A 26,645-nucleotide genomic window follows, 5' to 3' on the forward strand; every position below is an offset into this window, starting at 1 on the left:
CGCGTGGCGTCGCTGCGTGGCTTCAGCCCAGGCTGCTGAGCACCTGGCGGGCACGCACATTGAGCTGGTGGCAGGGCGCACTGTCGGGGCTGCCCAGAAAATACCCCTGCGCCCAGTTGACCCCCAGGTGGGCCACGGCGCGCAATGCGGCCTCAGACTCCACCGCCTTGGCCACCAGCAAGCTGTCGTGTTTGCGCGTCAGGCGCACCAAGCTCTCGACGGTCCTGGCCTGTTCGGGTTCGGCTGCCAGGTTCTGGGTCCAACGCGGGGCCAGTTTCAGCACATTGGGCAGCACCTTGGCCCAAGCCTGCATGCCGCGGTCCGAAGGCTTGAAGTCATCCAGCGCCACGACCACCCCGGCCGCGCGCAGGGGCTTGAGCGCCGCCACCAGGAGGTCCAGATCGGGCAGCAGTCCGTAGTCGGTCACGTCCAGACCCACGCGGCGCGCAGGCACCGCGTGTTTGCGCATGCGCTCTAGCAGCAAACCGCTCAGGTCCGAGGCGTGTAGCTGGATCAGCGTGGCCGCGCTCAGGTTCACAAACAGCTGGCCGCGCGGCCCTTGGGCCACCCACAACTCAAACGCCTGCTCGGCGCAGGCCAGCTCAAAATTCTTCTGGCAACGCTCTTCCTGCGAGGCCTGCAGCATGCGCTCTACCGTCAGGTTGGGCAGCGCCAGGGGCGCCCGGGCCAGTGCCTCATGTCCGACGATGACGCCGCTGCGGACATCGACCAAGGGTTGAAATACCGCACGCAGCGCGCGCCCCGCCAGCAAGGGCATGACGCGGGCCGGTGGTGTGGCGCGGCGCCGGTGCCACCAGGCGCGCAGGGTGTGGTGCAAAGACATGCGGGCATTGCATCCGAGCGACCAGATTGGCGCAAACCGAACCGTCCACCGCTGAACAATTAGGATAAGGGGCATGAGCGCCCTGTCCCTGACCCGCGAAAAGATCTACCGCACCGTGGCCCGCCAGTTGCATGGTGTGGTGCCCTGCTGGATCTGCGGCGAGCACGTGGCCCATGCCGATGCCACGTTGGAACACATCGTTCCGCGCAGCGAGGGCGGCAGCAGCCACCAGGAGAATCTGGCCATCAGCCACGACTTTTGCAACAACCAGCGCCATATCCACGGCACCACGCCCGAGAGCAAACGCCCGGCGCGCTCGGCCACACCCTGACGAAGCGCTGGTTTTGTAGGCGCCAGCCCTGTCAATCGAACCAGCGCATCCCCACCAGCTTTTGCAGGCCGGAGTCGGCTGCGCTTAGGTCGCCAGGCCGCGAAGGGGGCTCGGGCGGGGTCCATTTTTCGGCCAGCACATTGCGGGCGCGCAGGTTCAGCGTGTCCACCGCAGCGGGCGCCGGAAAGCCCAAAAAGTGCCCCTGCGCCAAATGCACCCCCGCATCCCGCACGATGCGCAGATCCTCCGCATCTTCCACGGCCTTGGCCACCAGGCTGGCGCCAGTTTTGAAGGCCAGGTTGGAGAGTGTGCGCAGCACCTTAGCCTTGTCCGGGTCGTTCTGCAAATCCTGGGTCATGCGGCTGTCGAGCTTCACCACCGAGGGCTTGAGGCGCAACCACAAATCCAGGCTGCGTCGCGAGGCCTTCACATCGTCCAGCGCGATGGCACACCCTAGTGCCTGCAGGGCTGTGGTGCAGCGCTCCAGTGCGTTGAATTCCTTGAGCTTGCGGTGCTGGGTGACTTCAACCACCACCCGCTTGGCGGGCACTCGGTGCACCAAAAACAGGCCTTCCAGACGCTTGAAGGATTTGGGCTCGCTGAGTGCCACCAGCGTGTGGGCGCTGAGATTGAGATAGATGCGACCAGCCGTATGCGGGTAGCCCCAGCTCTGCAACGCGCGCCCCATGCAAGCCAGTTCCAGCTCCATCTGCATCTGCGCCAATTGGGCGGCGTCCAGCAGCGCCTGGGGTGTTTCCATGTCGCTGTCCTTCTGGCCGCGCACCAAGGCCTCATGCCCATCGATGGCTCCGCTTTGCAGGGCAATGATGGGCTGGTACAGCGTCTCCAGTGCCCCCTGCTCCAGCACGGCCTGCAGCGGGTGGGGCGGCGTTTTGGCAGGCCAGCGCTTCAAGAGGCGTTGGACCAGGGAAACATCAGACATACATCGACCTCGGGCACTGAACAAAAAAAGGGGGAACGGCAAGCGTTGGGGAGCTTGGCCCAATTTACGCCCAAATTCCCAGCGGCGCCATCCCAAATTGTTCCCGTTTGCGCACGCCGGGCGGGCAAGCCCGTCTACCCACCGCTGCCCTGCAGGTGGGCGATGGCCTCTGGCGGCGCCGCCAAACGCAAATAATCGGCCAGGGTTTTGCCGGGTTCGTCGGCAAAGCGGGCGGCTGCATCTTGTAACAATTCAAGCCGCGCGATGCGGTCCAGCCGAAAGCTGCGGAAGTCTTGCCGCGCCTCGCACCAGGCCGCCAAGGTCCAGACCTTGCCCCAATAAAAGCAACCCAGCGGGCGCAGGGTGCGTTGGCTGGGCCGGTCAGCCGCGTCGCGGTAGACCACCCGCACTTTGCAGTGCATTTGTGCGGCTTCGCGCAGGGTTTGCAGCGTGGCTTGCACAGCAGACTCCAAGCCCACGGGTGGCGCGTACACCGCCATGCTTTGCGCTGCCACCCGTGCCGCTACGGGCAGCACCGACACAATCTTGCCCAGCGCCACCTGCGCGTTATGCGCCAGCACCGGGTCCTGCCAAACTTGGGCCATACGCACCGATGCCACCAGCGCACGCGCCTCGTCTGCGGTGAACATCAGCGGCGGCAGGTCAAAGCCCTGGCCCAGGCGGTAGCCCACGCCGGCCGCACCCTCGATGGGGACGCCTTGGTGCTGCAGGTCGGCCACATCGCGGTAGACGGTGCGCTGCGACACCTCCAACCGCCGCGCCAGAAACGCCGCCGTGGTGAGGCGGCGCCCACGGATGAGCTGGACGATCTGGAACAGGCGGTCGGCGCGACGCATACGATTTATAAGTGTTTTAGACCTCTAGCACTCATGATACTTGCGCAGGTAGCTATAAAAATAATAGCAACTACACCGACACATAGGCAGTATCCAGGTCCAGCGCCACCCTATCGGCCTGCATGGCGGTAGCAATCAGCGCCATGTCGTGGTCACTGACGGTGAACAGACCGAAGCGGAATTTGGCGCCCCAGCGGGTGCGGTCCTCCACAAACTCCAGCGCGTCCAGCAAGGGCAGGATAGATGCCTCCTGCGACTGCCGGTACGCCACATCCCTCCTGTACGGCACGAAGCCGTCACCCATATTGAAAGCGTAGGGATGTCCCGGCTGCACCACGCCAATGGACACAAAGGCCTGCAACCTGTCCTTGCCACCCATGGTGAGGGTGGGGCTGTAGTAGGCCACGCGGTCACCGGGAGCCACGCGCCGCAGCGGCGCGCACTTGCCGTGGCACACCTGCATATAGCCCTGCTCGGGCACGGCGCTGCCCAGGCGGGCGTGCGCCGCGCAGGCCACAGCAATCCAATTGTTGCGGGGACGCATGGCGGTTTATGCCAGCGCGTGCAGGCCAACGCGGTTGCCATCCAGGTCGGTGATGTGGGCAAAAAAGCCCATGCCCGGCGGCAGTGCTGTGCGCGGCTGGGCAATTTTTCCGCCCTGCTCCAGCACGCGCTGCAGCGCGGCATCCAGCGACGGCGTGGCATTCAGATAGACCAGCGTGCCGGCGCGCGAGACCTTGGGGGCTGACGGCCCCATCATCAGTGCGCCCCCTGTGCCGTCGGCCTCGTTGTCATAGGCAAACACTGCGCCCTGGCTGGGGCCCATGGCCTCGCGGCGCATGGGGCGCACCAGCACGGCTTCGTAAAAGGCCTGGGCGGCGTCCAGTTGGGTGGTTGGAATTTCGAACCAGCTGATGGCGTTTTTCATACGGAGCTCCTTGTTGCGTTGAAGAAGTCCGTATCGTGCTGCCCCCCTCCTGACAACGGAGTGTCAGGAGGGTGCGCGGGTGCCAGCCGCCGAGCCGAGCTACGGCGCTGCAGACGGCGGCGAGGCCAGACTGCTCGACTCCTCCATCGCATTCGCACGGCCACCCGGCGCCAGCACCGAGTGCGCTCGTTTCGAATGCACCAGCGGGTAGAACATTTCCACAAACCAGCGCTCCTTGCCGTGCAACAGGTCGTCCTGCAAGCCCACCTGGGGCGCATAACGGCGCGTGATCTTGGCCGAACCAAACAGCAGATCCCACACAAACAGCAGGTTGCCAAAGTTGCCCTTGTAGTGACCCACACCATCGGCATTGCTGAGCGCGTGGTGCGCCCAGTGCGTGGCAGGCGTGGAAAACACGCGCTCCACCACCCAAGCCACAGGGTGCAACCAGCGGTGGCGGTACAGCGGCGCGTCCCAGGGAACGCTGCAGTGCGCGCCCATGATGACCGTGAGCTTGACCACCACATAGACGAGGTAGACGTTGGCAAAACCCAGGTAGATCAGCAGGCCCGACACCCACAAGCCCGGCATCATGGCGTAGTAGAAAAAGTTGTTGCGGTAGGTGATGCGGATGCTCATGTAGTGCGCCGTGTGGTGGGCACGGTGCAACGGCCACAGCAGCGGCGTATGTGAAAGCCGGTGCCACCAGTACTGCGTCATGTCGTCGCCCACCAGCAAAATGGCCACCATGGCCCAGACCGGCAGGTTTGCCCAGGCGCCGCGGTACTCCGGCAGCAGCCAGGCACCCAGCGTGCCAGTGATGAAAAAGATCAGCGGCTGCAGCAGGCCCACCAGGGCCAGAAACATGGCGGCTTCCAGCTTGGTGTCGTCAGGCGTGGCATGGTGGTCTAGGTGGCGGCCCGAGCGCCACTCCAACAGGGCAAAGCCCAGAATGATGCCGATCAGCACCAGGTTTTGAATTGCGTTCATCGCGTCTGTCTCCAGCGGGTTGTGGTTTTCTGCCCATTGTTGGGGCCCACACGGATTGAGTCCAATGCAATTACGCGGTAATTTCAATGCATCCACTGCATTGCGAGCTAACCTATGGACATCAAACGACTGACCCACCTGGTGGTGCTGGCCGACAAGCGCAACTTTGCGCGTGCGGCCGAAGCCTTGGCCCTGAGCCAGCCTGCGCTCACGCGCAGCATCCAGTCCGCAGAGGCCGAGCTAGACATGCGACTGTTTGACCGCGGCACCCTGGCGGTGACGCCCACGCCGGCAGGCGAATTTGTGCTGGAGCGCGCACGCCGCTTGGTATTTGAGAGCCGTTGCCTCAAGCGCGACGTGGCGCTGTACCGCGAACGCAAGCTGGGCGACACCGCGTTCGGCGTAGGGCCCTACCCGGGCGCCACCTTTATCCCGCCGCTGTTGGGTGCCATACGCGCGGAGTTTCCCGACATCCATCTGCGGGTACGCACCGGCAACTGGGAACTGCTGGCGCACGACCTGCGCGCCGAGACGCTGGAATTCTTCGTGGCCGACACACGCGACCTGCCGGCCGACCCGGACCTGGTGGTGCGCCCGCTGGCGCAGCTTCACGCGGGTTTTTTTGTGCGGGCCGCCCACCCGTTGGCCGCCACGCCCGCTACTACTCTGGCCGAGATGTGGCGGCACGGGGTGCTGAGTGTGCGGGTACCCGCGACCGTGCAGCAATTGCTGGCGCCGCTTCTGGGCCTGCCGGAGGGCACATTGCCGCCGCAGGCGCTGGAGTGTGATGACGTGCCCACGCTGCTGCAGGTGGCGCTGGCCAGCGACAGCGTGCTGGCCGCACCAAGGGACGCGGTAGTCACCGCACTGGCTGCGGGCACTCTGGTGCCGCTGACGGTGGCCGGGCTGCCGCCGCTGTTCAGCGAGATGGGCGTAGTCACCCTGCGCGGGCGAACGCCCTCGCCCATGGCCGATCTGCTTATGCGGCGCCTGCCAGGGCTGAGCGCACAGGCGTAACAGTGGCCAGGCCGCGCGCCCGCGCCGCCTGCGTGTGGCCGCCATAGCCCCAGTCGGTGGCGGGTACCTCGCGCACCATGACGTAGCTGGCAGGTTCCAGCCCCTGGCCTTCGCCCAGCTGGTGCTCCAGCTCGGCAAACGCGGTCGCAATGAAGGCGGACTTCTGCTCGGCCGTGTTGGTGCCCTGGGTGATGCTGATCTCCAACAAGGCAGTAGGGCGCTGCACATCGGTGCCGCCCACATGCCAGCGCGCGGCGGGCACATCGTCAATCACCACGGCCGTCACTTCGGCACGCTTGCCCAGTTGTTCCTGGGTGATGCGCGTGAGCGCCTCGGCCAGCGCGCGATAACGCGAGGGGTTTTGCAGGGGCGAGATTTTGAGTTGCAAGGTGGGCATGGTCAGACTTTCGTAGCGGTGATGGTCGAGGCGTGGTTGCGACGGGCCAAGCGGGCTTGCAGGCGACTGGCGCTGCGCTGGGCAAGGTCTTGGCTGCGCTGCCAGACGGCATCGGCACAGCGCCAGAAATCGTCTATCGCCTCACGGCGCAGGCGCTGCGCTTCACGTTTGGCCTGGTCGTGCAACTGGGCAAGTGCTGTTGATTCGGGAGCGGGGGGAAACATGGTGGACTCCATTCAGTGCTTGTTGGTCTGAACTTTATTGATGCAACCCATCTCTGGAAACCGCAAAAAACTCATATTGGTTTTGCAGTATTTGCAAAACCAAACACAACCACCGCACAATGGAGCATGCAATTCCACCTTGACGACATCGCCCTGTTCACGCGAATTGCCCAGCTGGGCACGCTGTCTGCCGCCGCGCGCGAACGCAATGTGCCAGTGAGCCAGGTCACCCGCGCGCTGACCCGGCTGGAAGCCGCTTGCGGCGTGCGCCTGTTGCATCGAAGCACCCACGGTCTGAGCTTGACCGACGAGGGCGACACACTGCTCTCCTACGGACAGCGCTTGCTGGACACCACCGCCGAGTTGGACAGTGAACTCAGCGGGAAGCTCAGCGGCCCCAGCGGTTGGGTACGCATCAGCGTCAGCCCGCTGATGGCCGAATGCGTGATTGCGCCCAACCTAACGGGGCTGTACCAGCGCTGGCCCTTGCTGCACCTGGACATCAATGCCGACGACCGCATGGCCGACATGGCGCGCGACGGCATCGACATTGCAATCCGCACCGGCACACCGGCCAGCGACACGCTGGTGGCGCGGCAAATTGGCGAATACGGCCGCACGTTGTACGCCGCCCCCAGCTACTTGGCGCGCTGCGGCACACCACAGCACCCGGACGACCTGGCCTGCCACCACTTGATTGCCAACAGTGCCAGCCCCGGTCTCAACCGCTGGAGCCGCATCGGCAAGCCCGACCTGCAGATCCAGGGCCAAACACGCGCCGACAACACCGCCCTGCTGCTGAGCTTGGTGGTGCACGGTGTGGGCATTTCGCGCCTGCATGACCTGATGGCTGCGCCCTGGGTGCGACAAGGTGCGCTCGTGCCCATCCTTCAAGACCACTTTGCGAGTCCCCGCATTCCTATCTATGCGGTGATGCTGCAGGAGCGCCACCGCCTTCCCAAGATCCGGGCCTGCATTGACTACTGGTCCGAGTGTCTGTCCAAGTTGGCGCAGCCCGCGCCCCAGCCGGGGGCATAGCGCGACGCCAAGCCGCCGTTCACTCACCACACTGGTGCGCACATCTTGTATACCAGTGGCACGCTTCGTGCTGCTCCGGATGCCGTATGGCCAACGCATCCGACATCAGCACCCGCATCATCGAAGCCGTCATGGCACAAAAGCTCGCGCCTGGCGCACGCTTGGGCGAGCAACAGCTGGCCATGCTGTTCGACTGCAGCCGCACCATAGTCCGCGAGGCACTGACCCGCCTGGCGGCGCGCGGCATTGTGACCGTCAGCAGCCGGCGCGGCTGGTATGTGATTGAGCCCTCGCTGAGCGAAGCGCGCGAGGCTTTTGAGGCCCGCCGCGTGATCGAGATGGGCCTGATCCGCTGCACCACCGAGGTGAGCAAGGCTGCCATCAAGAAACTCAAGGCCCATATCAAGACCGAGCAGGCCGCCGTCAAGGGCACGGACGTGGGGCTGCGTAGTTATCTGTTGGGCGACTTCCATGTGTGCCTGGCTGAATGCCTGGGCAACAGCCTTCTGGCTGACACGCTGCGCGACTTCACCGCACGCACCACACTGATTGCCATGCTCTACCAATCCACCCACGACGCGGCGCACTCATGTGCAGAGCATGGCCGCATCGTCGAGGCGCTCGAAGCTTCCGACTGGGTGCTGGCAGAGCAACTCATGCAGGCCCATATCGGCCATGTTCAGGATGCACTCCGCCTGCAGACGGCCAGCGGCGATCCACTGGCCGAACTGCGCCAAGCGCTAAGCCCGGTGGGCGACAGCACCAAAACCAAAGTTCGTTTGGCACATGACTTGCATACAAGTCTTGGCGACAAATCTCCCAAAGACCCCTCAACCTACCTTGGAGCCCTGCTATGACCTTCCCCTTGAACAAACGCACTTTCGCCCTGGCGCTGGCCACCGGTGCCTTGCTGGCCGCTTCCGGCGTGCAAGCACAAACCGCGCTGGACGACATCCTGAAAGCCAAGGTGCTCAAAGTCGCGGTACAGACCGACTCCGCGCCTTACGGCTTTGTGGGCACAGACCTCAAGCCCATCGGCCTGGACATTGACATGGCCAATCTCATTGGCAAAAAGCTGGGGGTGCCCGTGGAGCTGGTGGTGGTGGTGAGTGCCAGCCGCATTCCCGCGCTGCAAACCAAAAAAGCCGACCTGGTGATTGCCACTTTGGGCAAAAACCCGGACCGCGAAAAAGTGATCGACTTCTCCTCCGCCTACTCCCCATTCTTCCAGGCCGTGTTTGGCCCCAAAAACATTGCCGTGAAGAGCTTTGCAGACCTGGCCGGCAAGTCGGTGGGGGTGACCCGCGGCGCCATGGAAGACCAAGAACTGGGCAAAGTGGCACCAGCGGGGGTGGACACCAAACGCTTCGAAGACAACAACGCCACCATCGCCGCTTTCACTGCCGGCCAGGTGCAGTTTGTAGCCCTGGGCGCATCGGTGGCCGGCAACATGATGACCAAGAACCCGCAGCTGTCTGCCGAGTACAAGCTGCTGCTCAAAGACAGCCCCAACTTCATCGGTATCGCCAAGGGTGAAGACAAGCTCAAGGCCAAGGTGAACGAAATCATTGCCGACGCCAAGAAGAGCGGCGAGCTCGAAGCCATGGCCAAGAAGTGGCTGGGTCGCGGTCTGGGTGAGTTGCCCCTGTAAGGCCTGGCGCGACTGACGAAAGCATTCCATGCGCATTCAACTCGACTTCGGGGCGGTACTGGCCGAGTGGCCGCTGCTGCTCACCGGTGTGGGCTGGACCCTGGCACTCACGGCCGTGGCTGTGGTGGCCGGCACCGCCCTGGGCGTAGGCTGCGCATGGGTGCGGGCACGCGGCTTCGGCGCGGACCATGCACCGCGCTGGCTGCAAGCGGTGGTGGGCGGGTATGTGGAGCTGATCCGCAACACGCCCTTCATCGTGCAACTGTTCTTTATTTTCTTCGGACTGCCGGCGGCGGGCTTCAAACTGTCTGCCGAAACGGCGTCTTTCATTGCCATGGTGATCAACCTCGGGGCCTATGCCACCGAGATCATCCGCGCCGGGCTGGAAGCGACGCCCAAGGGGCAGATCGAAGCCGCCGTGAGCCTGGCACTCAACCGCCTGCAAACCTTCACCTACGTGGTGCTGCCACCGGCCCTGAAGAAGATCTGGCCCAGCCTGGTCAGCCAGGTGGTGATCGTGATGCTGGGCTCCTCGGTCTGCGGGCAGATTTCCACCAAGGAATTGAGCTACGCGGCCGACCTGATCCAGAGCAACAACTTCCGCTCGTTTGAGGCCTTCATGGTGGTGGGCGCGGTGTACCTGCTGCTGTCCTTTGTGGTGCGCCATGTGCTCAACTGGCTAGGCGCCACCTTTGTGTTCGGGAGGCGCTGAGCCATGGTGGACTTTTCCCTCTGGGACATTTTTCGCAACCTGCTGCTGGCCCTGCGCTGGACGGTGGGGCTCTCGCTGATCGCCTTCATTGGTGGTGGTGTGGTCGGGCTGCTCTTGCTCATGCTGCGTTTGAGCAAGTTGCCGGGCGCCACCGTATTTGTGAGCTGCTACGTGCAGCTCTTCCAGGGCGTGCCGCTGCTGGTGCAGCTGTTTCTGGCGTATTACGGCTTGGGCCTGTTCGGCATCAACACCTCCCCCTGGGTGGCAGCGGGCATGGGGCTCACGCTGTACGCCAGCGCCTTCCTGACCGAGATCTGGCGCGGCTCTGTGGAGTCCATTCCGCGTGGGCAGTGGGAGGCTTCGCAGAGCCTGGCGCTGAACTTTGCAGAGCAGCTGCGCTACATCATCCTGCCGCAGGCTTGTCGGATTTCCGTGGCCCCTACGGTGGGCTTTCTGGTGCAGGTCATCAAGGGCACGGCGCTGGCCTCGGTGATCGGCTTCATGGAGCTGACCAAGGTGGGCAAAACGATTGCCAACGCCACCTTCAGCCCGTTCCTGGTGTTCAGCTGCGTTGCGCTGATGTATTTCGTGCTGTGCTACCCGGTGAGCCTGTACGCCAAATCTTTGGAGAGAGAGTTACATGCCCATCGTTGACATCCGCGCCCTGCGCAAATCCTATGGCAGCAACGAGGTGCTCAAAGGCATCGACCTAGCTGTGGAACCCCGCGAGGTCATTGCCATCATCGGCAAAAGCGGCTCGGGTAAAAGCACGCTGCTGCGTTGCATCAACGGCCTCGAAGAATTCCAGAGCGGCGAGCTCACGGTAGATGGCAAACCCCTGCTCCACAAAAACGCCGCTGCCATGCGTGCCCTGCGCCAGCGGGTGGGCATGATTTTCCAAGGCTTCAACCTCTTCCCGCACCTGACCGTGGGCAAGAACATCATGCTCGCGCCCAGCCTGGTGAAAGCCAAAGACACAGCCAGTGGCGAAGCCCATGCCCGCGCCCTGCTGGAGCGCGTGGGCTTGGCCGAAAAGTTCGATGCCTTTGCCGACCAGCTCTCCGGCGGGCAGCAGCAGCGCGTGGCGATTGCCCGCGCCCTGGCCATGGAACCCGCAGTGCTGCTGTGCGACGAGATCACCAGCGCCCTGGACCCCGAACTGGTGGGCGAGGTACTGCGCGTGGTGGAAACACTGGCGCAGGAAGGCATGACCCTGCTGATGGTGACGCACGAGATGAACTTCGCGCGCCGCGTCTCGAACCGGGTGATCTTCATGCACCAAGGGCGTGTGCACGAGATGGGACCGCCGGCAGAGTTGTTCGGCAATCCGCAAACGCCCGAGCTGCAGCAATTTCTGAAGTCGCTGCACGATTGAGCGCGCCAGCACCGCGGCGTCTTCGATAATCGGGGACATGAGTGAACCCGTGACCCTGATTCCGCTGGATACTGTCAGCGGTGCCCCGCTGACCCCACCGCCTTCCCGCCCCACCGCCAAATTCATGTTCGCGCACCTGGCGCATCTGCTGGCGCTGGGCTTTGGTTCAGGGCTCTCTCGCATCGCACCGGGCACCTCGGGCACGCTGTGGGCCTGGGTGGCCTTTGTGGCGCTGCAACCTTGGTTGGGCGATGTGGGATGGGCGTGGCTGATTGGGGGCGGCGCCGTAGTCGGCTGGTGGGCCAGCACAGTCACCGCACGCAACCTGGGCGTGCTGGACCCCGGCAATGTGGTGATCGACGAAATCATCGCCTTCTGGCTGGTGCTGTGGCTGGTCACGCCCACCTCCTTGGTCGGGCAGGTTCTGGCCTTTGGCCTGTTCCGTTTTTTTGATGCCGTCAAACCTGGCCCCGTGGGCTGGGCCGATGCCCTCTTCCACCACGTCGACCCGCAGACCGACCGGCGTGCCTGGGGCAAGGCCGGCTTTGGCATCATGCTCGACGACTTGGTGGCGGCGGGCTGCACCGTGCTGGTGGTGGCGTTGTGGAGATTCCTCTGAGCATGCCGAATTCGCTATCAAATCAGGAGCTATTAGCGCATTATCCACAAGGGCTAGTGGCCAATTTGATGCTCAAACACCAATGGATGCTGGCCACTGCGGAAAGCTGTACGGGCGGCCTGATTGCTGGCGCCTGCACCGACCTGGCGGGGTCAAGCGCCTGGTTTGAGCGCGGTTTTGTCACCTACTCCAACGCGGCCAAGACCGAGCAGCTGGGTGTGGACGCCGGACTGATTGCCCGCCATGGCGCCGTGAGCGAACCGGTAGTACGCGCCATGGTGCAAGGCGCACTGCGACATTCGCACGCCCAGGTGGCCGTGGCCGTGACCGGCGTCGCCGGGCCCACCGGTGGCAGCCCCGACAAGCCTGTGGGCACCGTCTGGTTTGGCTGGGCCACGCCGGCAGGTGTGCGCAGCGAAGTGCAGCACTTTGCTGGTGACCGCGCTGCAGTACGCGCCGCCACCGTGCACCATGCCCTCACCCAACTGGCCGAACTGCTGCACTAAGTTCCTGCCCGCCGCCAGCTACCGCCTACGCGCACTCAGGCTGCACCCCGGCAGGTGCAAGAGGTCAGCGTATTCGTGGGAGCCCTGCAATATCCGCAGTCCCTGGTTAAATGCCCGCATGCGCGCCGCACTCTGCGGAAGTTGGGCACTGAGCATGAGATGGGTGGTGAACTGACGGGTGAGCCAGCGCGGATGGGCCCGCAGCTGCGCGGACTCGGCCGGCACCAAGTGGGCCCCCATGAGGTGACAGGCTACATTGCGCTCCATGGGCACCACATCCAGTCGACCAGCCAGCAAGAGGCGCAAATTGGCCAGATCATCACCGGCCAGCGCCACATTCAAGACTCCTTCTTTGTGCAGACGCCAGAACTCCGGCGTGTAGGTGTAGGACGGGACGGCACCCACACGCAGGCCCCGCAAATCGCGCAGTTCTTTCCAGTCAAAGGGCTTGGCTGCAGGGTTGTCGCGGTACACGAATACCCACTGCTCCGTCAACACGTTGTCACTGATCAAAAAACCCACATCGCGCTGTGGGTTGCGCCCCCAGTAGGCGGTTCCATCCCAGTGCCCCGCACGCGCCTCTTCCAGTGAGCGCGTCCAGGGCTTGAAGGTGTACTGCACCTCATACCCCGCGTACGCAAAAGCACGGCGCACAATCTCCAGCGCAATGCCCTGGTCGGGGCGTGTCGAGGTGGCATAGGGCGGCAGTTCACCGGTCGCCAGGCGCAAAGGGGCAAGGCTTGCTTCGGGGGCACGCGCCGGAGGCGGCTGTCCCTGCGCCCATACCGCGCTACAGCCCGTCGCCAGCAAGCAAGACACCCTTGCAAAAAAGCGCCAATCCATGGCAGCCGCCTGAAGTGAAAGTGGGGAATTTCATCATAGGCCCTTTGACCCGCGAATGCACAAACAAAACCCCATGCTCCGCCGCCAAAAAGCACCAGGCGGCGAACTGGTTTACCCTGCCAATACAAAAACAGCCTGCGTGCCCCCATGCAAAACCCAGACGTCCCCCTGCAATCCGCCCCCAATGGTGGGCGCCAAGACGGGCTCGCCGTTGTCGTGGGGGCCCAAGGCGGCATTGGCCAGGCCGTGCTACACACCCTGCAGACTGACTCCCGTTTTGCACAGGTGCTGGGCTTGGGGCGCCACAGCACGCCCGCACTGAACTTGCTGGACGAAACAAGCATTCAACACTGCGCCCACGTTGTGCAGGCTACGGGCCTGCCCTTGCGCCTGGTAGTCGACGCCACCGGCTACTTGCATGGCGAGGGGCATCGCCCCGAGAAAAGCTGGCAGCATCTGGACCCTGCGCAGATGGCGCACCACTTCGCCATCAATGCCATTGGTCCGGCCCTGCTGATGAAACACTTTTTGCCGCTACTCGCACAGGATGGCACCACCGTGTTCGCCACGCTGTCGGCCAAGGTAGGCAGCATCGGCGACAACCGGCTGGGGGGCTGGTACAGCTACCGCGCAAGCAAGGCGGCTCTCAACCAGTTGGTGCACACCGCCGCCATTGAGTTGCGCCGCAGACATCCCAATGCCGTGTGTGTCGCACTACATCCGGGCACCGTAGCAACGGTCCTGTCCGCCCCCTTTGCCAAAACGGGACTGGACATCAAAACACCTGACGAAGCCGCGCGGCGTTTGCTGCAAGTCATAGACGGCCTCAGCGCAGCGCAATCCGGCGGCTTCTTCCACCACGACGGGACACCCATACCTTGGTAAGGGGCTTGAACGCACTAGTAGAATCCCTATGGGCTTTTCGGGAGGAGAGTCCGTTTTATCCACTTATCAAACCAGAACCATGAAAAAACTTTTGATCGCATCGGCCATCATCGCCACCTTCGCAGCACCCCAAGCATTTGCACAGGCCAAGAATTTCGAAGGCTTTAGCGTTGGCCTGAATATCAACGCCAACTCCAGCGACACGGACATCACCAACACTGGCGGTTTCGTCAAGGCTACGGGCCAAACATCGACCAATGCTTCCGTGCAAGCGCAATACAACCTGGCGTTGGGCAGTGCGTTTGTACTCGGCTTAGGTGGTGCATTCGAAATGGGAGACGCTGACCTTGGAAGCTCTGGAACCACCTTCTCTGGCAAGCGTAAGAATGCCTATTCTGTTTTCATTGCACCAGGTATTGCACTGGACGACAGCTGGCTGATCTACGGCAAAGTTGCGAGCATTGCTGCCTCGTTTGAAACGACTGGCGCTGCCATTTTCACTGGAAAAACTGATACAACCGGTATTGGCTACGGTATTGGCTTCCAGAAGATGCTCAACAAAAACGTGTATCTGCAAGCTGAATTCATGCAAAACAAATACAACGACAAGACTATCGTGACAACCTTGACGACACAAGCCAAGGCAGAAGCTCGCGCCTTCTCCTTCGGAGTCGGCTACAAGTTCTAATCTTGTAGGTCCCAAAGAAAAACCCGCAGTGATGCGGGTTTTTTTATGGTGTCAGAGAGGGCTATTCAAATGCCGTGACACTTCTTGTATTTCTTGCCGCTACCGCAATGGCAAGGGTCGTTTCGGCCGGGTTCGGCCTCCTTGCGCACCGTCTCCACACGGGGGCCAAAGCTGGCCCAGAGTTCGCGCAGGTCGTAAACCGCCCAGACGGCATCGGCGAAGTCGTTGATGCGCTGCTCGCTCACGCTGGGCGGGCCATCGTCGTCAAACACCGAGATGGTGGGTTCCTCGGTGTCGTCTTCGGTGAGCGCCACGATGGACTGCAGGGCAGCGTCCAGCCACTTCTCGGCCTCCTTGTCGCGCGGTGCGGCCCATTCCTCGGGCCAGGTTTCCACAGCAAACATGAAACCCAAAGCCCAGACCTGGGCAAATGAAGGCAGCTCTTGGTCGCTCATGGCGGCGCGGTCTTCCTCGGGCAATACCGCAACTGCGCCACGCACGTCCATCACCTCGGGGTGGTAAGCAGTCTCGTCGTCCAGGCTTTTCACCTCCACGCTGAGGCTGCGCACCACGTCGTTCCAGCGGCGGGTCCACAGCACCACAAACTGCTGCGCCTGCTCCACGCTGGCAAAACCACCGGCTTCGCCCGGGGCTGGGTAGTCCAGGTCCAACAACGCGGGGAAGGCCTCAGCCGCATCAATTGGACGACGGCAGACGGCCAGCGCCGCCATGAAGCCCTCGCAAAACTCCCATTGGGGAATTTCTTCGTGGCGGCTACGCAGGTCATCCAGGATGGCGTCCAGGGCATCGAAGTCGTCCGGGCTCAGGGTATCTACCGGGGCGGCGTCGGTGGCCGCAGGCGTGGGGTTTGGCATAAGCTGTGCAAAAAGAGGGCGGGCTGCTATTGTCCCCCCGAAGAAAGGCTTTTCATGCTCCACACGCTCAATTCCATCTTCCCCGTCCGTTACACCGTCATGGGGCTGTGCGTGTTTGGGTTCTTGCTCAGCACTTTCAGCCTGCTCGCGCTGGGGGTGGGCTTGGGTGCGTTTGCCCTGTGTGCGCTGCTGGTGGGGATTGGGGTGTACGACCTGCGCCAGAGCAAGCGCTCCATCCTGCGCAACTACCCCATCATTGGCCACTTGCGCTTCATGCTGGAGTTTGTACGGCCCGAAATTCGCCAGTACTTCATTGAAAGCGACAACGAAGCCACACCCTTCTCCCGCGCACAGCGCTCGCTGGTGTACCAGCGGGCCAAGGGCGAGCCTGACAAGCGCCCGTTTGGTACCCAACTCGATGTGCATGCCGAAGGTTATGAATGGATGAACCATTCGGTGGCGCCCACCAAGCTGGCGTCGCACGACTTCCGCATCACCATCGGTGCGGACACGGCCCAGCCCTACAGCGCCAGCGTGTTCAACATCTCTGCCATGAGCTTTGGCGCGCTGAGTGCCAATGCCATTTTGGCACTCAATGCGGGTGCCAAGCGTGGCGGCTTTGCGCACGACACCGGCGAGGGCTCCATCTCCACCCACCACCGTGTCCACGGCGGCGACCTGATCTGGGAAGTGGCCTCGGGGTACTTTGGCTGCCGCAACGAGGACGGCAGCTTCAACCCCGACAAGTTCGCGGCCAACGCGCGCGACCCGCAGGTCAAGATGATTGAGCTCAAGCTCAGCCAAGGTGCCAAGCCTGGCCACGGCGGCATGTTGCCCGGCCCCAAGGTCACGCCAGAAATTGCGCAGGCCCGTGGCATACCGGTGGGGGTGGACTGCATCTCTCCCGCCGCCCACAGCGCCTTCTCCACCCCGGTGGAAATGATGCAATTCATTGCCCGCCTGCGCGAGCTGTCAGGCGGCAAGCCCACCGGCTTCAAGCTCTGCATTGGCCACCCCTGGGAATGGTTTGCCATGGTCAAGGCCATGCTAGAGACCGGCATCACGCCCGACTTCATCGTGGTGGATGGCGCCGAGGGCGGCACGGGTGCGGCGCCGCTGGAGTTCACCGACCACGTGGGTGCGCCCCTGCAAGAAGGCCTGCTGCTGGTGCACAACACCCTTCGTGGCGCTGGCCTGCGTGAGCGGGTCAAGGTGGGCTGCGCAGGCAAGGTGGTGAGCGCCTTCGACATTGCGCGCCTCATGGCGCTGGGGGCGGACTGGTGCAACAGTGCGCGCGGCTTCATGTTTGCGCTGGGCTGTATCCAGGCCCAGCACTGCCACACCGGCCACTGCCCCACCGGCGTGACCACGCAGGACCCGCTGCGCCAGCAATCGCTGGTGGTTCCTGACAAGGCCGAGCGCGTCTACAACTTCCACCGCCAGACACTGCATGCCTTGCAGGAACTGGTACAGGCCGCCGGACTGAAACACCCCAGCGAAATAACGGCGCACCACATCGTGCGGCGCTCCACCGACCACAAGGTCAAGTCACTGGCACAACTGATCCTGACACAGCTGCCCAACCGCGCACTCATCGACCAAGAACTCAATACCCTGCCCCTGATCTACCGGCACAACTGGCCACGCGCCAGCGCAAAGTCATTTGCACCAGATTTCACTTGATTTTTTCCGCTTTTGCTTTTGGGCACTTCGGAGTAAAGTGGCTTGTATACAACTTGACGGAGACACCACATGATTGGAAGCAACCTTCGCATTGGCGCCCGACTCGGATTGGCGTTTGGAGTCGTCTTGTTAATTACTGCTTTGATGGCCCTGACGGGCATGTGGCGTTTGGGCTCACTCAAGGACGAGGCCCGTAAACTGGCCTACGAAGAGGTGGAGCGTGCGTCGCTCACCCAGAAGTGGGTAGAGAACATCCGCATCAATTGGGTACGCACCGCGGCGGCCCTGCATGCAGATACCCCTGAACGCGTCGGCCTTCTGCAAAAGGAGATGGACGGGACCTCCAAAGTCATCAGCGATTTGCAAAAGCAACTGGAGCCGATGATCAACGATGACAAGGGCAAGGCTTTGTTCACCGACATTGGGAAAACACGCGAGGCTTACCGTGGCCCGCGCGCGGACCTGCTCAAGAAGAAGCTGGCCGGGGAAGACGTGAGTGCGGCAGTCGACGCCACCTTGCTACCTTTGGCCAACGCCTACCTCAAGTCACTGGATGTGCTTATTGAACACATGGATGACCAGCTCAAGGCTGGTGTGGTCAAAACCGAATCCGTTGCGGTCAGCGGACAGTGGATTCTGGGAATCGGTGCGGCTATTTCGGTCGCCGTCGGCTTGCTGTTCGCCGTGTTGTCAACGCGGTCCATCATCCACCCGATTCGGCAGGCGGTGGATTCAGCCCAGGCTATCAGCCAAGGGGATTTGAGCATCCATATTCAACCCCATGGCCGGGACGAAGCAGCTGACATGATGCAGGCACTGCGCAATATGCGCGACAACTTGGCACGCATGGTGGGTGGGGTGCGCAGCAGTGCCGAAGGAGTTTCCACCGCTAGCGCAGAGATTGCACAAGGCAATAACGACCTCTCGGCCCGCACCGAGCAGCAGGCCAGTGCCTTGCAGGAGACCGCGGCCTCCATGACCGAGCTGAGCTCCACAGTGCGGCAAAACGCTGACAGCGCATCCCAGGCCAACCAGTTGGCCATGACGGCATCCACCGTCGCCATGCGGGGTGGTGAGGTGGTGGGCGAGGTCGTGGAGACCATGAAGGGCATCAACGAAGCCTCCCGCAAGATTGCCGACATCATCAGTGTGATTGATGGCATCGCCTTCCAGACCAACATCCTGGCGCTGAACGCCGCCGTGGAGGCCGCCCGAGCAGGCGAACAGGGCCGTGGCTTTGCCGTGGTGGCCAGCGAAGTGCGCAGCCTGGCCGGACGCAGTGCCGAAGCCGCCAAGGAAATCAAAACCCTGATCAACGACAGCGTCAGTCGTGTCGAGCAAGGCACTGCCCTGGTCGATCAAGCCGGCAGCACCATGGCCGAAGTGGTGGGTGCCATTCGCAGGGTCGCTGACATCGTGGGCGAAATCAGTGCCGCCAGTAGCGAGCAGGCGTCCGGCGTCACCCAGGTGGGCCAAGCGGTCGACCAGATGGACCAGGCGACCCAACAAAACGCAGCCTTGGTGGAAGAAATGGCTGCTGCCGCCAGCAGCCTGCGCACCCAGGCCCACGACTTGGTGGAGGTCATGGCGGTATTCAAACTGTCGCCCGAACACGCGGCCAACAGCCACTCGCTGGCCCTCTCCGCCTGAAGGCCATTTTGCCTAAGGCCCCCCAGCAGCGAAACACCCAAGCTGCACGCCCCCACGGCGCAGCCTGGTGGAGGTGGGTCTGCGCGATGATGCTGTGGTGGGCGATGGCGCCGACCCAGGCGCTAGAGTTGGGACGGGTGCAAATGATTGCGTCCTACCACGCCGGCATGGCGTGGAGCGACGCGCAGATTGCCGGGGTACGTGAGCAACTCTTGGCCCGCGACCCGCCTATTGAGATAGACCTCGACTTTTTGGACACCAAACGGGTCGTTCCCAATGCACACTATTACCAGCTGACCGAGGCGCTGTTGCTGGCCAAGTACGGTACAAAGCCGCCTGCCGTGCTGATCGCCGCGGATGACGATGCGCTGGACTTCGCATTGCTCCTGCGCGAGAAACATTTCAAGGGTACGCCAGTCCTGTTTTCCGGTGTGTCCAGCAGCCGACGCGCTGCTCTGCAACAAGTACCCGCCGTGGGGGGGGTGTTCGACGACCTGGATGTGGGGGAAAGCCTGCAGCAGATGCTGCACATGCGCCCGCAAACCCAGCGGATCGTCGTTATCCACGACCAAAGTCGCACCAGCCTCGCGCAGGTGGAGACCTTGCACAGCCGCATGGCTGCCCAAGCGGGTGCCACCGTCGAATACCTCACCAATCTGTCCGTGGCCGCTATGCAGCAGCGCCTGGGCCAGCTCAGCGCCAAAGACCTGGTGTTTGCACTTCCGTTCAACCGCGATGCAGAGGGCCGCGTGCTCACCCACGAAGAAGCCACCGACCTATGGACAGCTGCCGCCAAAGCGCCCGTTGCCGTTACCCGCGACGTGGCCATGCGCCCCGGCGTTCTGGGCGGCTTTCTTGTATCCGGGATGGATCAGGGGCAAACCGTGGGCCGACTGGCAGTACAGGTACTGGACGGCAAGGCCCCGACTCCCTTGCCCTTTGTGGATGGCAGCTCCCATGCCACGTTTGACTATCCCCAGATGCAACGCTGGGACGTCGACCTGGACCGTTTGCCTGCGACTGCCACCGTGCTACAGCGCCCCAAGGACACCATGGAGTCCCTGCGGCCCCACATGCCTTGGCTCAGCGTGTTGTTTGGCAGTTTGCTGGTGATCATCGGCCTGCTGCTGCACGGCATCCGCGTGCGCCACGCGGCCGAGGCGGCACAGCGCCTGAGCGCGCGCAACTACCAAGCTTTGTTTGACCACAGCCCCGACGCCATCATGGTGCGCGATGCAGACACCGGCAAAATCGTGCAAATCAACCCACGCTTTGGGCAGCTGTTTGGCTACCAGGGCCACGAGGTGGCCGATTTACGCCCCGGTGACCTTAGCGCACAAGAGCCTGGGTATGGCCCCACCGAAGCGCAGGAATGGATTGAGAAGACACGACGTGAGGGGGCTCAGTTTTTCGAGTGGCGATCGCGGCGCAAAGACGGGACGGTGTTCTGGTCAGAGATCTCAATGACGCGCTTCGAGATGGCGCAGGGCCAACGCACGGTATCCACCGTGCGGGACATTACCGACCGCAAGCAGGCCGAGGTGATGGCCAAGGAGTTTGAGCACAGATTGCAGCAGGTCTACCAAAACTTGCCAGTGGCGGTGTTCGCCATCGACGCTCAGCACCAGATTACCTTCTGGAACGCCCACATGACGCGCTTGACCGGCATTGATGCCAGTACCGTGGTGGGTACCACCGATACCTGGCGCGGCATTTACCCCAGCCCCCGGCCCTGCCTGCTGGATGTGTTGGTGGATGGCGCGCACCCAGCCGACTTGGAACGCTATTACGGGCAAAAACTGCGCGAAAGTCCCATCATCCCCGGAGCCTTGGAAGGGCAAGACTATTTTGGCGACATGGAACGCGGGCGTGGCATGTGGATCCGCTACTGCGCGGCCCCCCTGCGCGATGCACAAGGTCGGATCACCGGGGCCATCCAGACGCTCATCGATGTCACCCGCCTCAAACGGACCCAAACCACACTGGAAGAACTCAACCGCGATCTGGAAGCCCGCGTGCAGACGCGCAATGCCGAGCTCAAGCTCGCCATGGGGCAGTTGGTGCAATCCGAAAAGCTGGCCGCTTTGGGCAGCCTGGTGGCTGGGGTGGCGCACGAGCTCAACACCCCGATTGGCAATGTGATGTCCGTAGCCACGACCCTGACCGATGAAGTGGCAGACTTTAGCCAGAAACTGCTCTCCGGAAGCGCCCGCCGCTCCGACGTTGAGAAAACAACCACCCGCCTGCAAGAGGCCAGCGTGCTGATAGAACGCAATGCCACCAAAGCCGCCAAATTGATCAACGACTTCAAGGAAGTCGCGGTCGACCAAAGCAGCACACGCAGACGCCGTTTTGCGCTGCTCGATGTGGTGAATGAGATGCTCACCACCACACGCCCCCTGTTCAAGAATGCCAAACACCAGGTGTCACTGGCCATCCCCTCCGATCTGGAGATGGACAGCTACCCCGGCCCGCTGGAGCAAGCCCTGACCAACTTCCTGACTAACAGCCTGAACCACGGGTTTGAGGGCACGGCACAAGGCCAGATCCACCTGCAAGCCAGCCTGGAGGGCAACGAAGTGGTACTGGAATACGCCGACAACGGCTGCGGCATCGCGCCCGGCAACCTGCAACATATCTTTGAGCCGTTTTACACCACCAAGCTCGGACGCGGGGGCAGCGGACTGGGGCTCTACATCGTCTACAACCTGGTCAGCAATGTGCTGGGAGGCAGCATCACGGTGCATAGCAATGTGGGTGAAGGTACGCGCTTTGTGTTGCGCCTGCCAGCCGACGCGCCCGCGCACAGCGCCCCTGCGCCTCTGCATTGATTGCTATCTACTCGATAGCAGCTTGCGCAGATGCGCCAAGGGCTAGAAGTCGTTTTGCCATACAAAGCACGGCCTGATCCTTGCTCAGCACAGTGCAACGCCGCGCCACGGCGAGGTCAATGAACTTCTGATCGTCCGCGTCCTTGCAGGTCACGCTGGCCTTGGGCGGCACGTCCACGGCCAGCACATGGGCATCGCGCGCGGCCAGCACCTGCTCCGCGGTCAACGCGTAGAAAGCCAGGCGCTTGGCGATCTGCGGGTAGGCCAGCACGCGCTCCAGCTCATCGCGCATGGGGGCCGTGGCTACCCATTGCAAGCGGCCGGTGTGCAGGGCTTCGCGCAGCGGGGCGGTTGCGGCATCGTTGAAGACCAGCAGGTCCAGCACGATGTTGGTGTCCAGAATGATCTGGCTCACCCCATCGACCGCCGCCTCAGTCATTGGGCTCTTGCGCTGCAGCACCCTTGGCCAGGCGGCCCTTGACCATGTCAAACTTGAACAGGCGACACTCCAGTGGGCCGTTCCACATGGGCACGCGGCGCGACTCTTTCAGGCGCATCTTGCTGGGCAACTTCAGGTCGGGCGTCAGCACCCAAGCGGTCCAACCGCTGTAATTCTTCTTCCAGTGGCTGGCCAACTGGTTGAAGAAGTCCACGCCCTCGTCGGTCTGTACCACATCGCGTGCCCCGAAACGGGCGCCCTCGCCTTCACCGGCCACACCACCTATGCCAATACGCTCGCCATAGGGCGGGTTGAGCACCATCAGGCCGCCGCCTTCGATCGGTGGCATGCGCTGCAGCGCGTCTCCGCCGCGGAACTCGATCACGTCGGCCACACCCGCGCGCTGTGCATTGCGCTGCGCAAAGTCCACCATGCGGTGGGACACATCGCTGCCGTAGATCAACGCTGTCTGGCCTGGCTCGGGCTTGACCACGTTGGCCGCGGCCTCGGCCTTCATGTCCGCCCATTCCTGGCCACGAAAGGGGCGGTATTTCTCAAACGCAAAGCGGCGCAGCGAACCAGCCGCGATGTTGCAGGCAATCTGCGCTGCCTCGATGGCGACCGTCCCGCTGCCGCAGCAGGGGTCGTACAGCGGCATCAGGTCGTCATCGCCCGAGGCCCAGCCGCTGGCCGCAATCATGGCAGCAGCCAGGGTCTCTTTCAGCGGCGCATCGCCCTTGTCCTCGCGCCAGCCACGCTTGAACAGCGGCTCACCCGAGGTGTCGATGTAGAGCGAGCAGGCGTCGGTGGTCAGGTGGGCATAAATGCGCACATCGGGCCATTGCGTATTCACGTCGGGGCGCACACCGTTGGCCACTTCGCGGAAGCGGTCACACACGGCATCCTTCACCTTCAGCGCGGCAAAGTTCAGCGAGGTTAGTGGGCTGTGCTGTGCCGTTACTTCGATTTTGATACTCTCGCGGGGCGTAAACCATTGCTCCCACGGCACCTGCATGGCGGCACGGTATAGGTCCTGCTCACTGCGGTATTCGGTGTACGACACCAACACCAGCACACGCTGAGCGAGGCGGCTATAGAGGTTGAGCAGCATGGCGTGTGCGAACGAGGTGCGCACCGCCACACCGCCGCGCTGCTTGGTCACGCAGCCGGGGGGCAGGCCGGTGATCTGCAAAATCTCCGGCGCCAGGTACTCCTCCACGCCAGCGGCGCAGGGGAGAAAAAGGGTCAGTTGGTTCATAGCGCTTTGCGAAGGGACGCGGGGGCAATCTTCAGGCCCTCGCGGTATTTGGCCACGGTGCGGCGGGCGCACTCAATGCCCTGCTCTTTGAGCATGTCAGAGATCTGGTTGTCGCTCAAGGGCTTCTTGGCGCTCTCGGAGGCAATGAACTGCTTGATGAGCGCGCGTACCGCAGTGCTGGAGGCATTGCCCCCGCTCTCGGTACCCAGGCCGGATCCAAAGAAGTACTTGAGCTCGAAGGTGCCAAATGGCGTGGCCATGTACTTGGCCGTGGTCACCCGGCTGATGGTGGATTCATGCAGTCCCAACTCGTCGGCAATCTCGCGCAGCACCAGCGGGCGCATAGCCAGCTCGCCGTGGGTAAAGAAGTTCTTCTGACGCTCCACGATGGCGGTGCTCACACGCAGGATGGTGTCAAAGCGCTGCTGGATGTTCTTGATGAACCAGCGTGCCTCCTGCAGGCGCTGCTGCAGGGCGGCATGGCCCGCACCATCCTTGCCACCCCGGTGGTTACGCAGCACGTTGGCGTAGATGTCGTGCACCTTGAGGCGGGGCATCACATCGGGATTGAGCTGCACGCGGAACTTCGGAATGCCACCGGCCTTGCCGATGGACACCACCAGCACGTCGGGCACGATGATGTTGCGTTCCACGTCCACAAAGCGGCGGCCCGGCTTGGGCTCCAGCCGCGCGATGAGTGCAATGGCTTCACGTACCAGCGCATCGCTCCCCACGCCCATTTGCACCAGACGTTTGATGTCGCGGCGCGCCAGCAGGTCCATGGGCTGGCGGCAAATGCCCAGGGCCACCTGCAGCACCTCCACCTTGTCGTCCTCGCCATTTTCATCGGCCAGGATCAGCAAGTGGCTCAGTTGGAGGCGCAGGCATTCGCCCAGGTCGCGCGCGCCCACCCCCACAGGCTCCAAGCTTTGCAGCAAGCCCAGCGCCACAGTGAAGTGGTGCACCAAGTCTTGCAACTGCTCCTCATCGGAGGGGTTCAGGCTGCGCGCCAGGTCTTCCAGCGGGTCTTCCACATAACCGTCATCATTGAGCGACTCAATGAGAAACCGCAGTGCCGCCGCATCGGTGGCGTTGGCACGCAGGCCCAAGGCTTGGCGATGCAGAAACGATTGCAGCGACTCCCCGGAACGCGCCAGCTCGGTGGCATCTTTCTCGTCGTCGCCGTCCAGGTTGTTGGCCTTGGCTTTGGCGTCCACGCCCCACTCGCCGTCGTCAGGCGCCATTTCGGTGGTGCCGTCACCCTCCCAGCTGGGCTCGTCATTGCTGCTTAGCGGCGTGGACTCATCTTCATTCGTGCCGCTAGCCACCGTAGATACAGCGTAATCAGCTACTGAATTAGTAGCATAATCAATCTCGCTGCTTTCGGACAGGCGGTCGCCCTCGCTCACCGGGGCATCCGATGCATTGAGGCCAAAGTCCTCGCGCTCAGCCCGATCCTCGGTCAGCTCCAGAAACGGGTTTTCGTCCAGCATCTGCTCCACCTCCTGGCTCAGCTCCAGCGTGGAGAGTTGCAGCAAGCGGATGGACTGCTGCAACTGGGGCGTGAGCGCCAGATGCTGCGAGACACGTAATGACAGCCCTTGCTTCATTACATCTTGAAGTGTTCGCCGAGGTAGACGCGCCGTACATCGGCGTTGTTCACAATCTCGGAGGGAGTGCCCTGCGCCAGCACATGGCCGTCGCTGATGATGTAGGCGTGGTCGCAGATACCCAAAGTTTCGCGCACGTTGTGGTCGGTGATGAGCACCCCGATGCCACGGCCCTTGAGGAAGTTGATGATGCGCTGGATCTCGATCACCGCAATCGGGTCAATACCTGCAAAGGGCTCATCCAGCAGGATGAAGCGAGGCCGCGTGGCCAAGGCGCGAGCAATCTCCACCCGGCGGCGCTCGCCGCCCGACAGGGCCAGCGAAGGCGATTCGCGCAGATGCTCCACGCGCAAATCCTGTAGCAGTGCGGTCAGGCGTTTTTCAATCTCGACGGACGTGAGCGGGTTGCCCGCCTCGTCGCGCTGCAGCTCCAGCACGGCACGCACGTTGTCTTCCACATTCAGCTTGCGGAAGATGGACGCTTCTTGCGGCAAATAGCCCAGCCCCAGACGCGCGCGGCGGTGGATGGGCATGTGTTCGATGGACTGGCCGTCGATGGTGATGTCACCCGCGCTGGCGCGCAACAGACCCACAATCATGTAGAACGAGGTGGTCTTGCCCGCGCCGTTGGGGCCCAACAGACCCACCACTTCGCCGGTGCGCACGGCCAGAGACACGTCCTTGACCACCTGGCGCTTGCCATAGGACTTTTGCAAATGCCGGGCTTCCAGCCGCCCGGTGCTGGTGTCCGGGGCTTCTTGGGAGGTATCGCTCACTGGGCAGGCTTCTCAAGTTGCGGCGTGGTGCGCAGGGCCGGGCCGGGCTGCGGCGCGGCAGTGGGTGCCGCCGTGTCGGGCTTGGGCGTCAGCATGGCGCGCACGCGGCCGGCGGGAGCCGTCGCGCTCTTGGGCGCGCCGTCCACGGTGAATTTATCGCTGAGGTTTTCGTAGAGGATGACGGCACCCGTCACCTCATCGGCCAGGGTGGCCCCACGCAGACGGCGCAGCTGGGCTTTCTTGATGAAGCGCACGGTGTCCGCACGGCCGTCGTACTCGATGGTTTCCCCGTCCCCTTCGATGAACTCATCAATGCCGTCGCGCTTCTGGCGGAAAAAAGCGGGCGTGCTAGCCGAGCCGGTGACCACACCAAACTGGTAACCATCAGGGTCCTGCCGCACTTCCAGCTGGGCGCCACGGATGATGATGCTGCCTTTGGTCAACACCACGTTGCCTGTAAAGATACTGACTTGCTTGAGGTCGTCGTATCGCAAGGCATCCGCTTCCACATTCATGGGCTTGTTGCGGTCGGCCTTTTCGGCCCAAACGTGCCCCGCCAGGCTGGACAACACCAGGCCCAAGGACAACGACAGAAGGGTATTTTTCATAAAGGCACGAAACTTGCTGAATAGCACTTCGGCCATTGTACCGAGCGCTGGCACGCTTCGTGCCTTG

At 62.8% G+C, this 26,645-nt stretch carries 30 protein-coding genes; 15 read left to right on the forward strand and 15 right to left on the reverse strand.

The window, feature by feature from the left end:
• Positions 1–22: 22 nt before the first annotated feature.
• Positions 23–844: an EAL domain-containing protein gene (locus tag CHU94_RS01305; protein WP_176451894.1), complete on the reverse strand. Its 822-nt coding sequence runs from the start codon at positions 842–844 to the stop codon at positions 23–25.
• Between the two features lie 73 nt (positions 845–917).
• On the opposite strand from CHU94_RS01305, the gene CHU94_RS01310 reads away from it, so the two are divergent.
• Positions 918–1,175: an HNH endonuclease gene (locus tag CHU94_RS01310; RefSeq protein WP_094475956.1), complete on the forward strand. Its 258-nt coding sequence runs from the start codon at positions 918–920 to the stop codon at positions 1,173–1,175.
• A gap of 31 nt (positions 1,176–1,206) precedes the next feature.
• On the opposite strand, the gene CHU94_RS01315 is transcribed toward CHU94_RS01310, so the two are convergent.
• From CHU94_RS01315 to CHU94_RS01335, 5 genes are all read right to left on the reverse strand, one after another.
• A complete protein-coding gene (locus CHU94_RS01315) occupies positions 1,207–2,118 on the reverse strand; it encodes an EAL domain-containing protein (protein ID WP_094475958.1) in 912 nt (303 codons plus the stop codon).
• A 134-nt stretch (positions 2,119–2,252) separates the two neighbouring features.
• A complete protein-coding gene (locus CHU94_RS01320; RefSeq protein WP_094475960.1) occupies positions 2,253–2,975 on the reverse strand; it encodes a YafY family protein in 723 nt (240 codons plus the stop codon).
• Between the two features lie 70 nt (positions 2,976–3,045).
• The gene (locus CHU94_RS01325; RefSeq protein ID WP_094475962.1) at positions 3,046–3,519 is read right to left on the reverse strand and encodes an EVE domain-containing protein; all 474 of its coding nucleotides are present in this window, start codon (positions 3,517–3,519) and stop codon (positions 3,046–3,048) included.
• Between the two features lie 6 nt (positions 3,520–3,525).
• Entirely contained in the window at positions 3,526–3,903 is a 378-nt protein-coding gene (locus CHU94_RS01330; RefSeq protein WP_094475964.1) for a VOC family protein, read from the reverse strand.
• 99 nt (positions 3,904–4,002) lie between these two features.
• Complete coding sequence (locus CHU94_RS01335; RefSeq protein ID WP_094475966.1) at positions 4,003–4,893, reverse strand: sterol desaturase family protein; 891 nt, start codon at positions 4,891–4,893, stop codon at positions 4,003–4,005.
• A gap of 114 nt (positions 4,894–5,007) precedes the next feature.
• Here CHU94_RS01335 and CHU94_RS01340 point away from each other — a divergent pair, with 114 nt between their 5' ends.
• A complete protein-coding gene (locus CHU94_RS01340) occupies positions 5,008–5,910 on the forward strand; it encodes a LysR family transcriptional regulator (RefSeq protein ID WP_094475968.1) in 903 nt (300 codons plus the stop codon).
• On the opposite strand, the gene CHU94_RS01345 is transcribed toward CHU94_RS01340, so the two are convergent.
• Together CHU94_RS01345 and CHU94_RS01350 are read right to left on the reverse strand one after the other, a co-directional pair.
• Positions 5,873–6,307, reverse strand: coding sequence for a tautomerase family protein (locus tag CHU94_RS01345; RefSeq protein ID WP_094475970.1), 435 nt, complete (start codon positions 6,305–6,307; stop codon positions 5,873–5,875). The two genes, CHU94_RS01340 and CHU94_RS01345, sit on opposite strands and share 38 nt — an antisense overlap.
• 2 nt (positions 6,308–6,309) lie before the next feature.
• A complete protein-coding gene (locus CHU94_RS01350; protein ID WP_141211352.1) occupies positions 6,310–6,531 on the reverse strand; it encodes a hypothetical protein in 222 nt (73 codons plus the stop codon).
• Positions 6,532–6,657: 126 nt separating this feature from the next.
• On the opposite strand from CHU94_RS01350, the gene CHU94_RS01355 reads away from it, so the two are divergent.
• The 8 genes from CHU94_RS01355 (at position 6,658) to CHU94_RS01390 (ending at position 12,432) form a co-directional block, all read left to right on the forward strand.
• A complete protein-coding gene (locus CHU94_RS01355; RefSeq protein WP_094475974.1) occupies positions 6,658–7,569 on the forward strand; it encodes a LysR family transcriptional regulator in 912 nt (303 codons plus the stop codon).
• 86 nt (positions 7,570–7,655) lie between these two features.
• The gene (locus CHU94_RS01360) at positions 7,656–8,426 is read left to right on the forward strand and encodes a GntR family transcriptional regulator (RefSeq protein WP_094475976.1); all 771 of its coding nucleotides are present in this window, start codon (positions 7,656–7,658) and stop codon (positions 8,424–8,426) included.
• Entirely contained in the window at positions 8,423–9,220 is a 798-nt protein-coding gene (locus CHU94_RS01365) for a transporter substrate-binding domain-containing protein (RefSeq protein WP_094475978.1), read from the forward strand. Before CHU94_RS01360 ends, CHU94_RS01365 begins: the two co-directional genes overlap by 4 nt.
• A gap of 28 nt (positions 9,221–9,248) precedes the next feature.
• Positions 9,249–9,932 (forward strand): amino acid ABC transporter permease, encoded by a 684-nt coding sequence (locus tag CHU94_RS01370; protein ID WP_094475980.1) that lies wholly within the window; start codon positions 9,249–9,251, stop codon positions 9,930–9,932.
• A 3-nt stretch (positions 9,933–9,935) separates the two neighbouring features.
• Positions 9,936–10,586, forward strand: coding sequence for an amino acid ABC transporter permease (locus CHU94_RS01375; protein WP_094475982.1), 651 nt, complete (start codon positions 9,936–9,938; stop codon positions 10,584–10,586).
• Positions 10,573–11,307 (forward strand): amino acid ABC transporter ATP-binding protein, encoded by a 735-nt coding sequence (locus CHU94_RS01380; RefSeq protein WP_094475984.1) that lies wholly within the window; start codon positions 10,573–10,575, stop codon positions 11,305–11,307. The genes CHU94_RS01375 and CHU94_RS01380 overlap by 14 nt, the downstream gene beginning before the upstream one ends.
• A gap of 124 nt (positions 11,308–11,431) precedes the next feature.
• Positions 11,432–11,926, forward strand: a complete 495-nt coding sequence (locus CHU94_RS01385; RefSeq protein ID WP_255033733.1) for a phosphatidylglycerophosphatase A — start codon at positions 11,432–11,434, stop codon at positions 11,924–11,926.
• 2 nt (positions 11,927–11,928) lie between these two features.
• Complete coding sequence (locus CHU94_RS01390; protein WP_094475988.1) at positions 11,929–12,432, forward strand: CinA family protein; 504 nt, start codon at positions 11,929–11,931, stop codon at positions 12,430–12,432.
• 18 nt (positions 12,433–12,450) lie between these two features.
• Here the strand turns inward: CHU94_RS01390 and CHU94_RS01395 are convergent, their stop codons facing one another.
• On the reverse strand, positions 12,451–13,161 hold the full coding sequence (locus CHU94_RS01395; protein ID WP_176451895.1) for an ABC transporter substrate-binding protein: 711 nt from the start codon (positions 13,159–13,161) through the stop codon (positions 12,451–12,453).
• A 261-nt stretch (positions 13,162–13,422) separates the two neighbouring features.
• Here CHU94_RS01395 and CHU94_RS01400 point away from each other — a divergent pair, with 261 nt between their 5' ends.
• The gene (locus CHU94_RS01400; RefSeq protein ID WP_094475990.1) at positions 13,423–14,160 is read left to right on the forward strand and encodes an SDR family NAD(P)-dependent oxidoreductase; all 738 of its coding nucleotides are present in this window, start codon (positions 13,423–13,425) and stop codon (positions 14,158–14,160) included.
• A gap of 79 nt (positions 14,161–14,239) precedes the next feature.
• Positions 14,240–14,848, forward strand: coding sequence for an outer membrane protein (locus tag CHU94_RS01405; RefSeq protein ID WP_176451896.1), 609 nt, complete (start codon positions 14,240–14,242; stop codon positions 14,846–14,848).
• A gap of 65 nt (positions 14,849–14,913) precedes the next feature.
• On the opposite strand, the gene CHU94_RS01410 is transcribed toward CHU94_RS01405, so the two are convergent.
• Positions 14,914–15,723, reverse strand: a complete 810-nt coding sequence (locus CHU94_RS01410) for a YecA family protein (RefSeq protein ID WP_094475994.1) — start codon at positions 15,721–15,723, stop codon at positions 14,914–14,916.
• 54 nt (positions 15,724–15,777) lie between these two features.
• On the opposite strand from CHU94_RS01410, the gene CHU94_RS01415 reads away from it, so the two are divergent.
• The 3 genes from CHU94_RS01415 (at position 15,778) to CHU94_RS01425 (ending at position 21,887) form a co-directional block, all read left to right on the forward strand.
• Positions 15,778–17,406: an FMN-binding glutamate synthase family protein gene (locus CHU94_RS01415; RefSeq protein ID WP_094475996.1), complete on the forward strand. Its 1,629-nt coding sequence runs from the start codon at positions 15,778–15,780 to the stop codon at positions 17,404–17,406.
• Between the two features lie 69 nt (positions 17,407–17,475).
• Complete coding sequence (locus CHU94_RS01420; protein WP_094475998.1) at positions 17,476–19,056, forward strand: methyl-accepting chemotaxis protein; 1,581 nt, start codon at positions 17,476–17,478, stop codon at positions 19,054–19,056.
• Between the two features lie 86 nt (positions 19,057–19,142).
• Positions 19,143–21,887, forward strand: coding sequence for an ABC transporter substrate binding protein (locus CHU94_RS01425; protein ID WP_094476000.1), 2,745 nt, complete (start codon positions 19,143–19,145; stop codon positions 21,885–21,887).
• A gap of 7 nt (positions 21,888–21,894) precedes the next feature.
• Here CHU94_RS01425 and CHU94_RS01430 read toward each other — a convergent pair whose 3' ends face one another.
• The 5 genes from CHU94_RS01430 to lptA are packed head-to-tail and all read right to left on the reverse strand — an operon-like array spanning position 21,895 to position 26,578.
• Positions 21,895–22,326: a putative toxin-antitoxin system toxin component, PIN family gene (locus tag CHU94_RS01430; protein ID WP_094476046.1), complete on the reverse strand. Its 432-nt coding sequence runs from the start codon at positions 22,324–22,326 to the stop codon at positions 21,895–21,897.
• The gene (locus CHU94_RS01435) at positions 22,319–23,584 is read right to left on the reverse strand and encodes a class I SAM-dependent RNA methyltransferase (protein ID WP_094476002.1); all 1,266 of its coding nucleotides are present in this window, start codon (positions 23,582–23,584) and stop codon (positions 22,319–22,321) included. The genes CHU94_RS01430 and CHU94_RS01435 overlap by 8 nt, the downstream gene beginning before the upstream one ends.
• Positions 23,581–25,194 (reverse strand): RNA polymerase factor sigma-54, encoded by a 1,614-nt coding sequence (rpoN, locus tag CHU94_RS01440; protein WP_094476004.1) that lies wholly within the window; start codon positions 25,192–25,194, stop codon positions 23,581–23,583. Before rpoN ends, CHU94_RS01435 begins: the two co-directional genes overlap by 4 nt.
• The gene (gene lptB / locus CHU94_RS01445; protein ID WP_094476006.1) at positions 25,194–25,970 is read right to left on the reverse strand and encodes an LPS export ABC transporter ATP-binding protein; all 777 of its coding nucleotides are present in this window, start codon (positions 25,968–25,970) and stop codon (positions 25,194–25,196) included. The genes rpoN and lptB overlap by 1 nt, the downstream gene beginning before the upstream one ends.
• Positions 25,967–26,578, reverse strand: a complete 612-nt coding sequence (gene lptA, locus CHU94_RS01450; protein ID WP_094476048.1) for a lipopolysaccharide transport periplasmic protein LptA — start codon at positions 26,576–26,578, stop codon at positions 25,967–25,969. The genes lptB and lptA overlap by 4 nt, the downstream gene beginning before the upstream one ends.
• Positions 26,579–26,645: the final 67 nt, after the last annotated feature.

This window comes from Rhodoferax sp. TH121, from assembly GCF_002251855.1.
In the GTDB taxonomy this organism is placed as follows: Bacteria; Pseudomonadota; Gammaproteobacteria; order Burkholderiales; family Burkholderiaceae_C; genus Allorhodoferax.

Excerpts from the sequence above, each read along its gene's own strand:
- CHU94_RS01325 (WP_094475962.1), bottom strand. The coding sequence starts at position 3,519 with ATGCGTCCCCGCAACAATTGGATTGCTGTGGCCTGCGCGGCGCACGCC.
- CHU94_RS01360 (WP_094475976.1), top strand. The coding sequence starts at position 7,656 with ATGGCCAACGCATCCGACATCAGCACCCGCATCATCGAAGCCGTCATG.
- rpoN (WP_094476004.1), bottom strand. The coding sequence starts at position 25,194 with ATGAAGCAAGGGCTGTCATTACGTGTCTCGCAGCATCTGGCGCTCACG.
- CHU94_RS01390 (WP_094475988.1), top strand. The coding sequence starts at position 11,929 with ATGCCGAATTCGCTATCAAATCAGGAGCTATTAGCGCATTATCCACAA.
- CHU94_RS01305 (WP_176451894.1), bottom strand. The coding sequence starts at position 844 with ATGTCTTTGCACCACACCCTGCGCGCCTGGTGGCACCGGCGCCGCGCC.
- CHU94_RS01365 (WP_094475978.1), top strand. The coding sequence starts at position 8,423 with ATGACCTTCCCCTTGAACAAACGCACTTTCGCCCTGGCGCTGGCCACC.
- CHU94_RS01375 (WP_094475982.1), top strand. The coding sequence starts at position 9,936 with ATGGTGGACTTTTCCCTCTGGGACATTTTTCGCAACCTGCTGCTGGCC.
- CHU94_RS01385 (WP_255033733.1), top strand. The coding sequence starts at position 11,432 with ATGTTCGCGCACCTGGCGCATCTGCTGGCGCTGGGCTTTGGTTCAGGG.
- CHU94_RS01350 (WP_141211352.1), bottom strand. The coding sequence starts at position 6,531 with ATGTTTCCCCCCGCTCCCGAATCAACAGCACTTGCCCAGTTGCACGAC.
- CHU94_RS01355 (WP_094475974.1), top strand. The coding sequence starts at position 6,658 with ATGCAATTCCACCTTGACGACATCGCCCTGTTCACGCGAATTGCCCAG.
- CHU94_RS01420 (WP_094475998.1), top strand. The coding sequence starts at position 17,476 with ATGATTGGAAGCAACCTTCGCATTGGCGCCCGACTCGGATTGGCGTTT.
- CHU94_RS01410 (WP_094475994.1), bottom strand. The coding sequence starts at position 15,723 with ATGCCAAACCCCACGCCTGCGGCCACCGACGCCGCCCCGGTAGATACC.
- CHU94_RS01345 (WP_094475970.1), bottom strand. The coding sequence starts at position 6,307 with ATGCCCACCTTGCAACTCAAAATCTCGCCCCTGCAAAACCCCTCGCGT.
- CHU94_RS01430 (WP_094476046.1), bottom strand. The coding sequence starts at position 22,326 with ATGACTGAGGCGGCGGTCGATGGGGTGAGCCAGATCATTCTGGACACC.
- CHU94_RS01380 (WP_094475984.1), top strand. The coding sequence starts at position 10,573 with ATGCCCATCGTTGACATCCGCGCCCTGCGCAAATCCTATGGCAGCAAC.
- CHU94_RS01370 (WP_094475980.1), top strand. The coding sequence starts at position 9,249 with ATGCGCATTCAACTCGACTTCGGGGCGGTACTGGCCGAGTGGCCGCTG.
- CHU94_RS01400 (WP_094475990.1), top strand. The coding sequence starts at position 13,423 with ATGCAAAACCCAGACGTCCCCCTGCAATCCGCCCCCAATGGTGGGCGC.
- CHU94_RS01405 (WP_176451896.1), top strand. The coding sequence starts at position 14,240 with ATGAAAAAACTTTTGATCGCATCGGCCATCATCGCCACCTTCGCAGCA.
- CHU94_RS01425 (WP_094476000.1), top strand. The coding sequence starts at position 19,143 with ATGATGCTGTGGTGGGCGATGGCGCCGACCCAGGCGCTAGAGTTGGGA.
- CHU94_RS01320 (WP_094475960.1), bottom strand. The coding sequence starts at position 2,975 with ATGCGTCGCGCCGACCGCCTGTTCCAGATCGTCCAGCTCATCCGTGGG.
- CHU94_RS01310 (WP_094475956.1), top strand. The coding sequence starts at position 918 with ATGAGCGCCCTGTCCCTGACCCGCGAAAAGATCTACCGCACCGTGGCC.
- lptA (WP_094476048.1), bottom strand. The coding sequence starts at position 26,578 with ATGAAAAATACCCTTCTGTCGTTGTCCTTGGGCCTGGTGTTGTCCAGC.
- CHU94_RS01335 (WP_094475966.1), bottom strand. The coding sequence starts at position 4,893 with ATGAACGCAATTCAAAACCTGGTGCTGATCGGCATCATTCTGGGCTTT.
- CHU94_RS01330 (WP_094475964.1), bottom strand. The coding sequence starts at position 3,903 with ATGAAAAACGCCATCAGCTGGTTCGAAATTCCAACCACCCAACTGGAC.
- CHU94_RS01315 (WP_094475958.1), bottom strand. The coding sequence starts at position 2,118 with ATGTCTGATGTTTCCCTGGTCCAACGCCTCTTGAAGCGCTGGCCTGCC.
- CHU94_RS01340 (WP_094475968.1), top strand. The coding sequence starts at position 5,008 with ATGGACATCAAACGACTGACCCACCTGGTGGTGCTGGCCGACAAGCGC.
- CHU94_RS01435 (WP_094476002.1), bottom strand. The coding sequence starts at position 23,584 with ATGAACCAACTGACCCTTTTTCTCCCCTGCGCCGCTGGCGTGGAGGAG.
- CHU94_RS01415 (WP_094475996.1), top strand. The coding sequence starts at position 15,778 with ATGCTCCACACGCTCAATTCCATCTTCCCCGTCCGTTACACCGTCATG.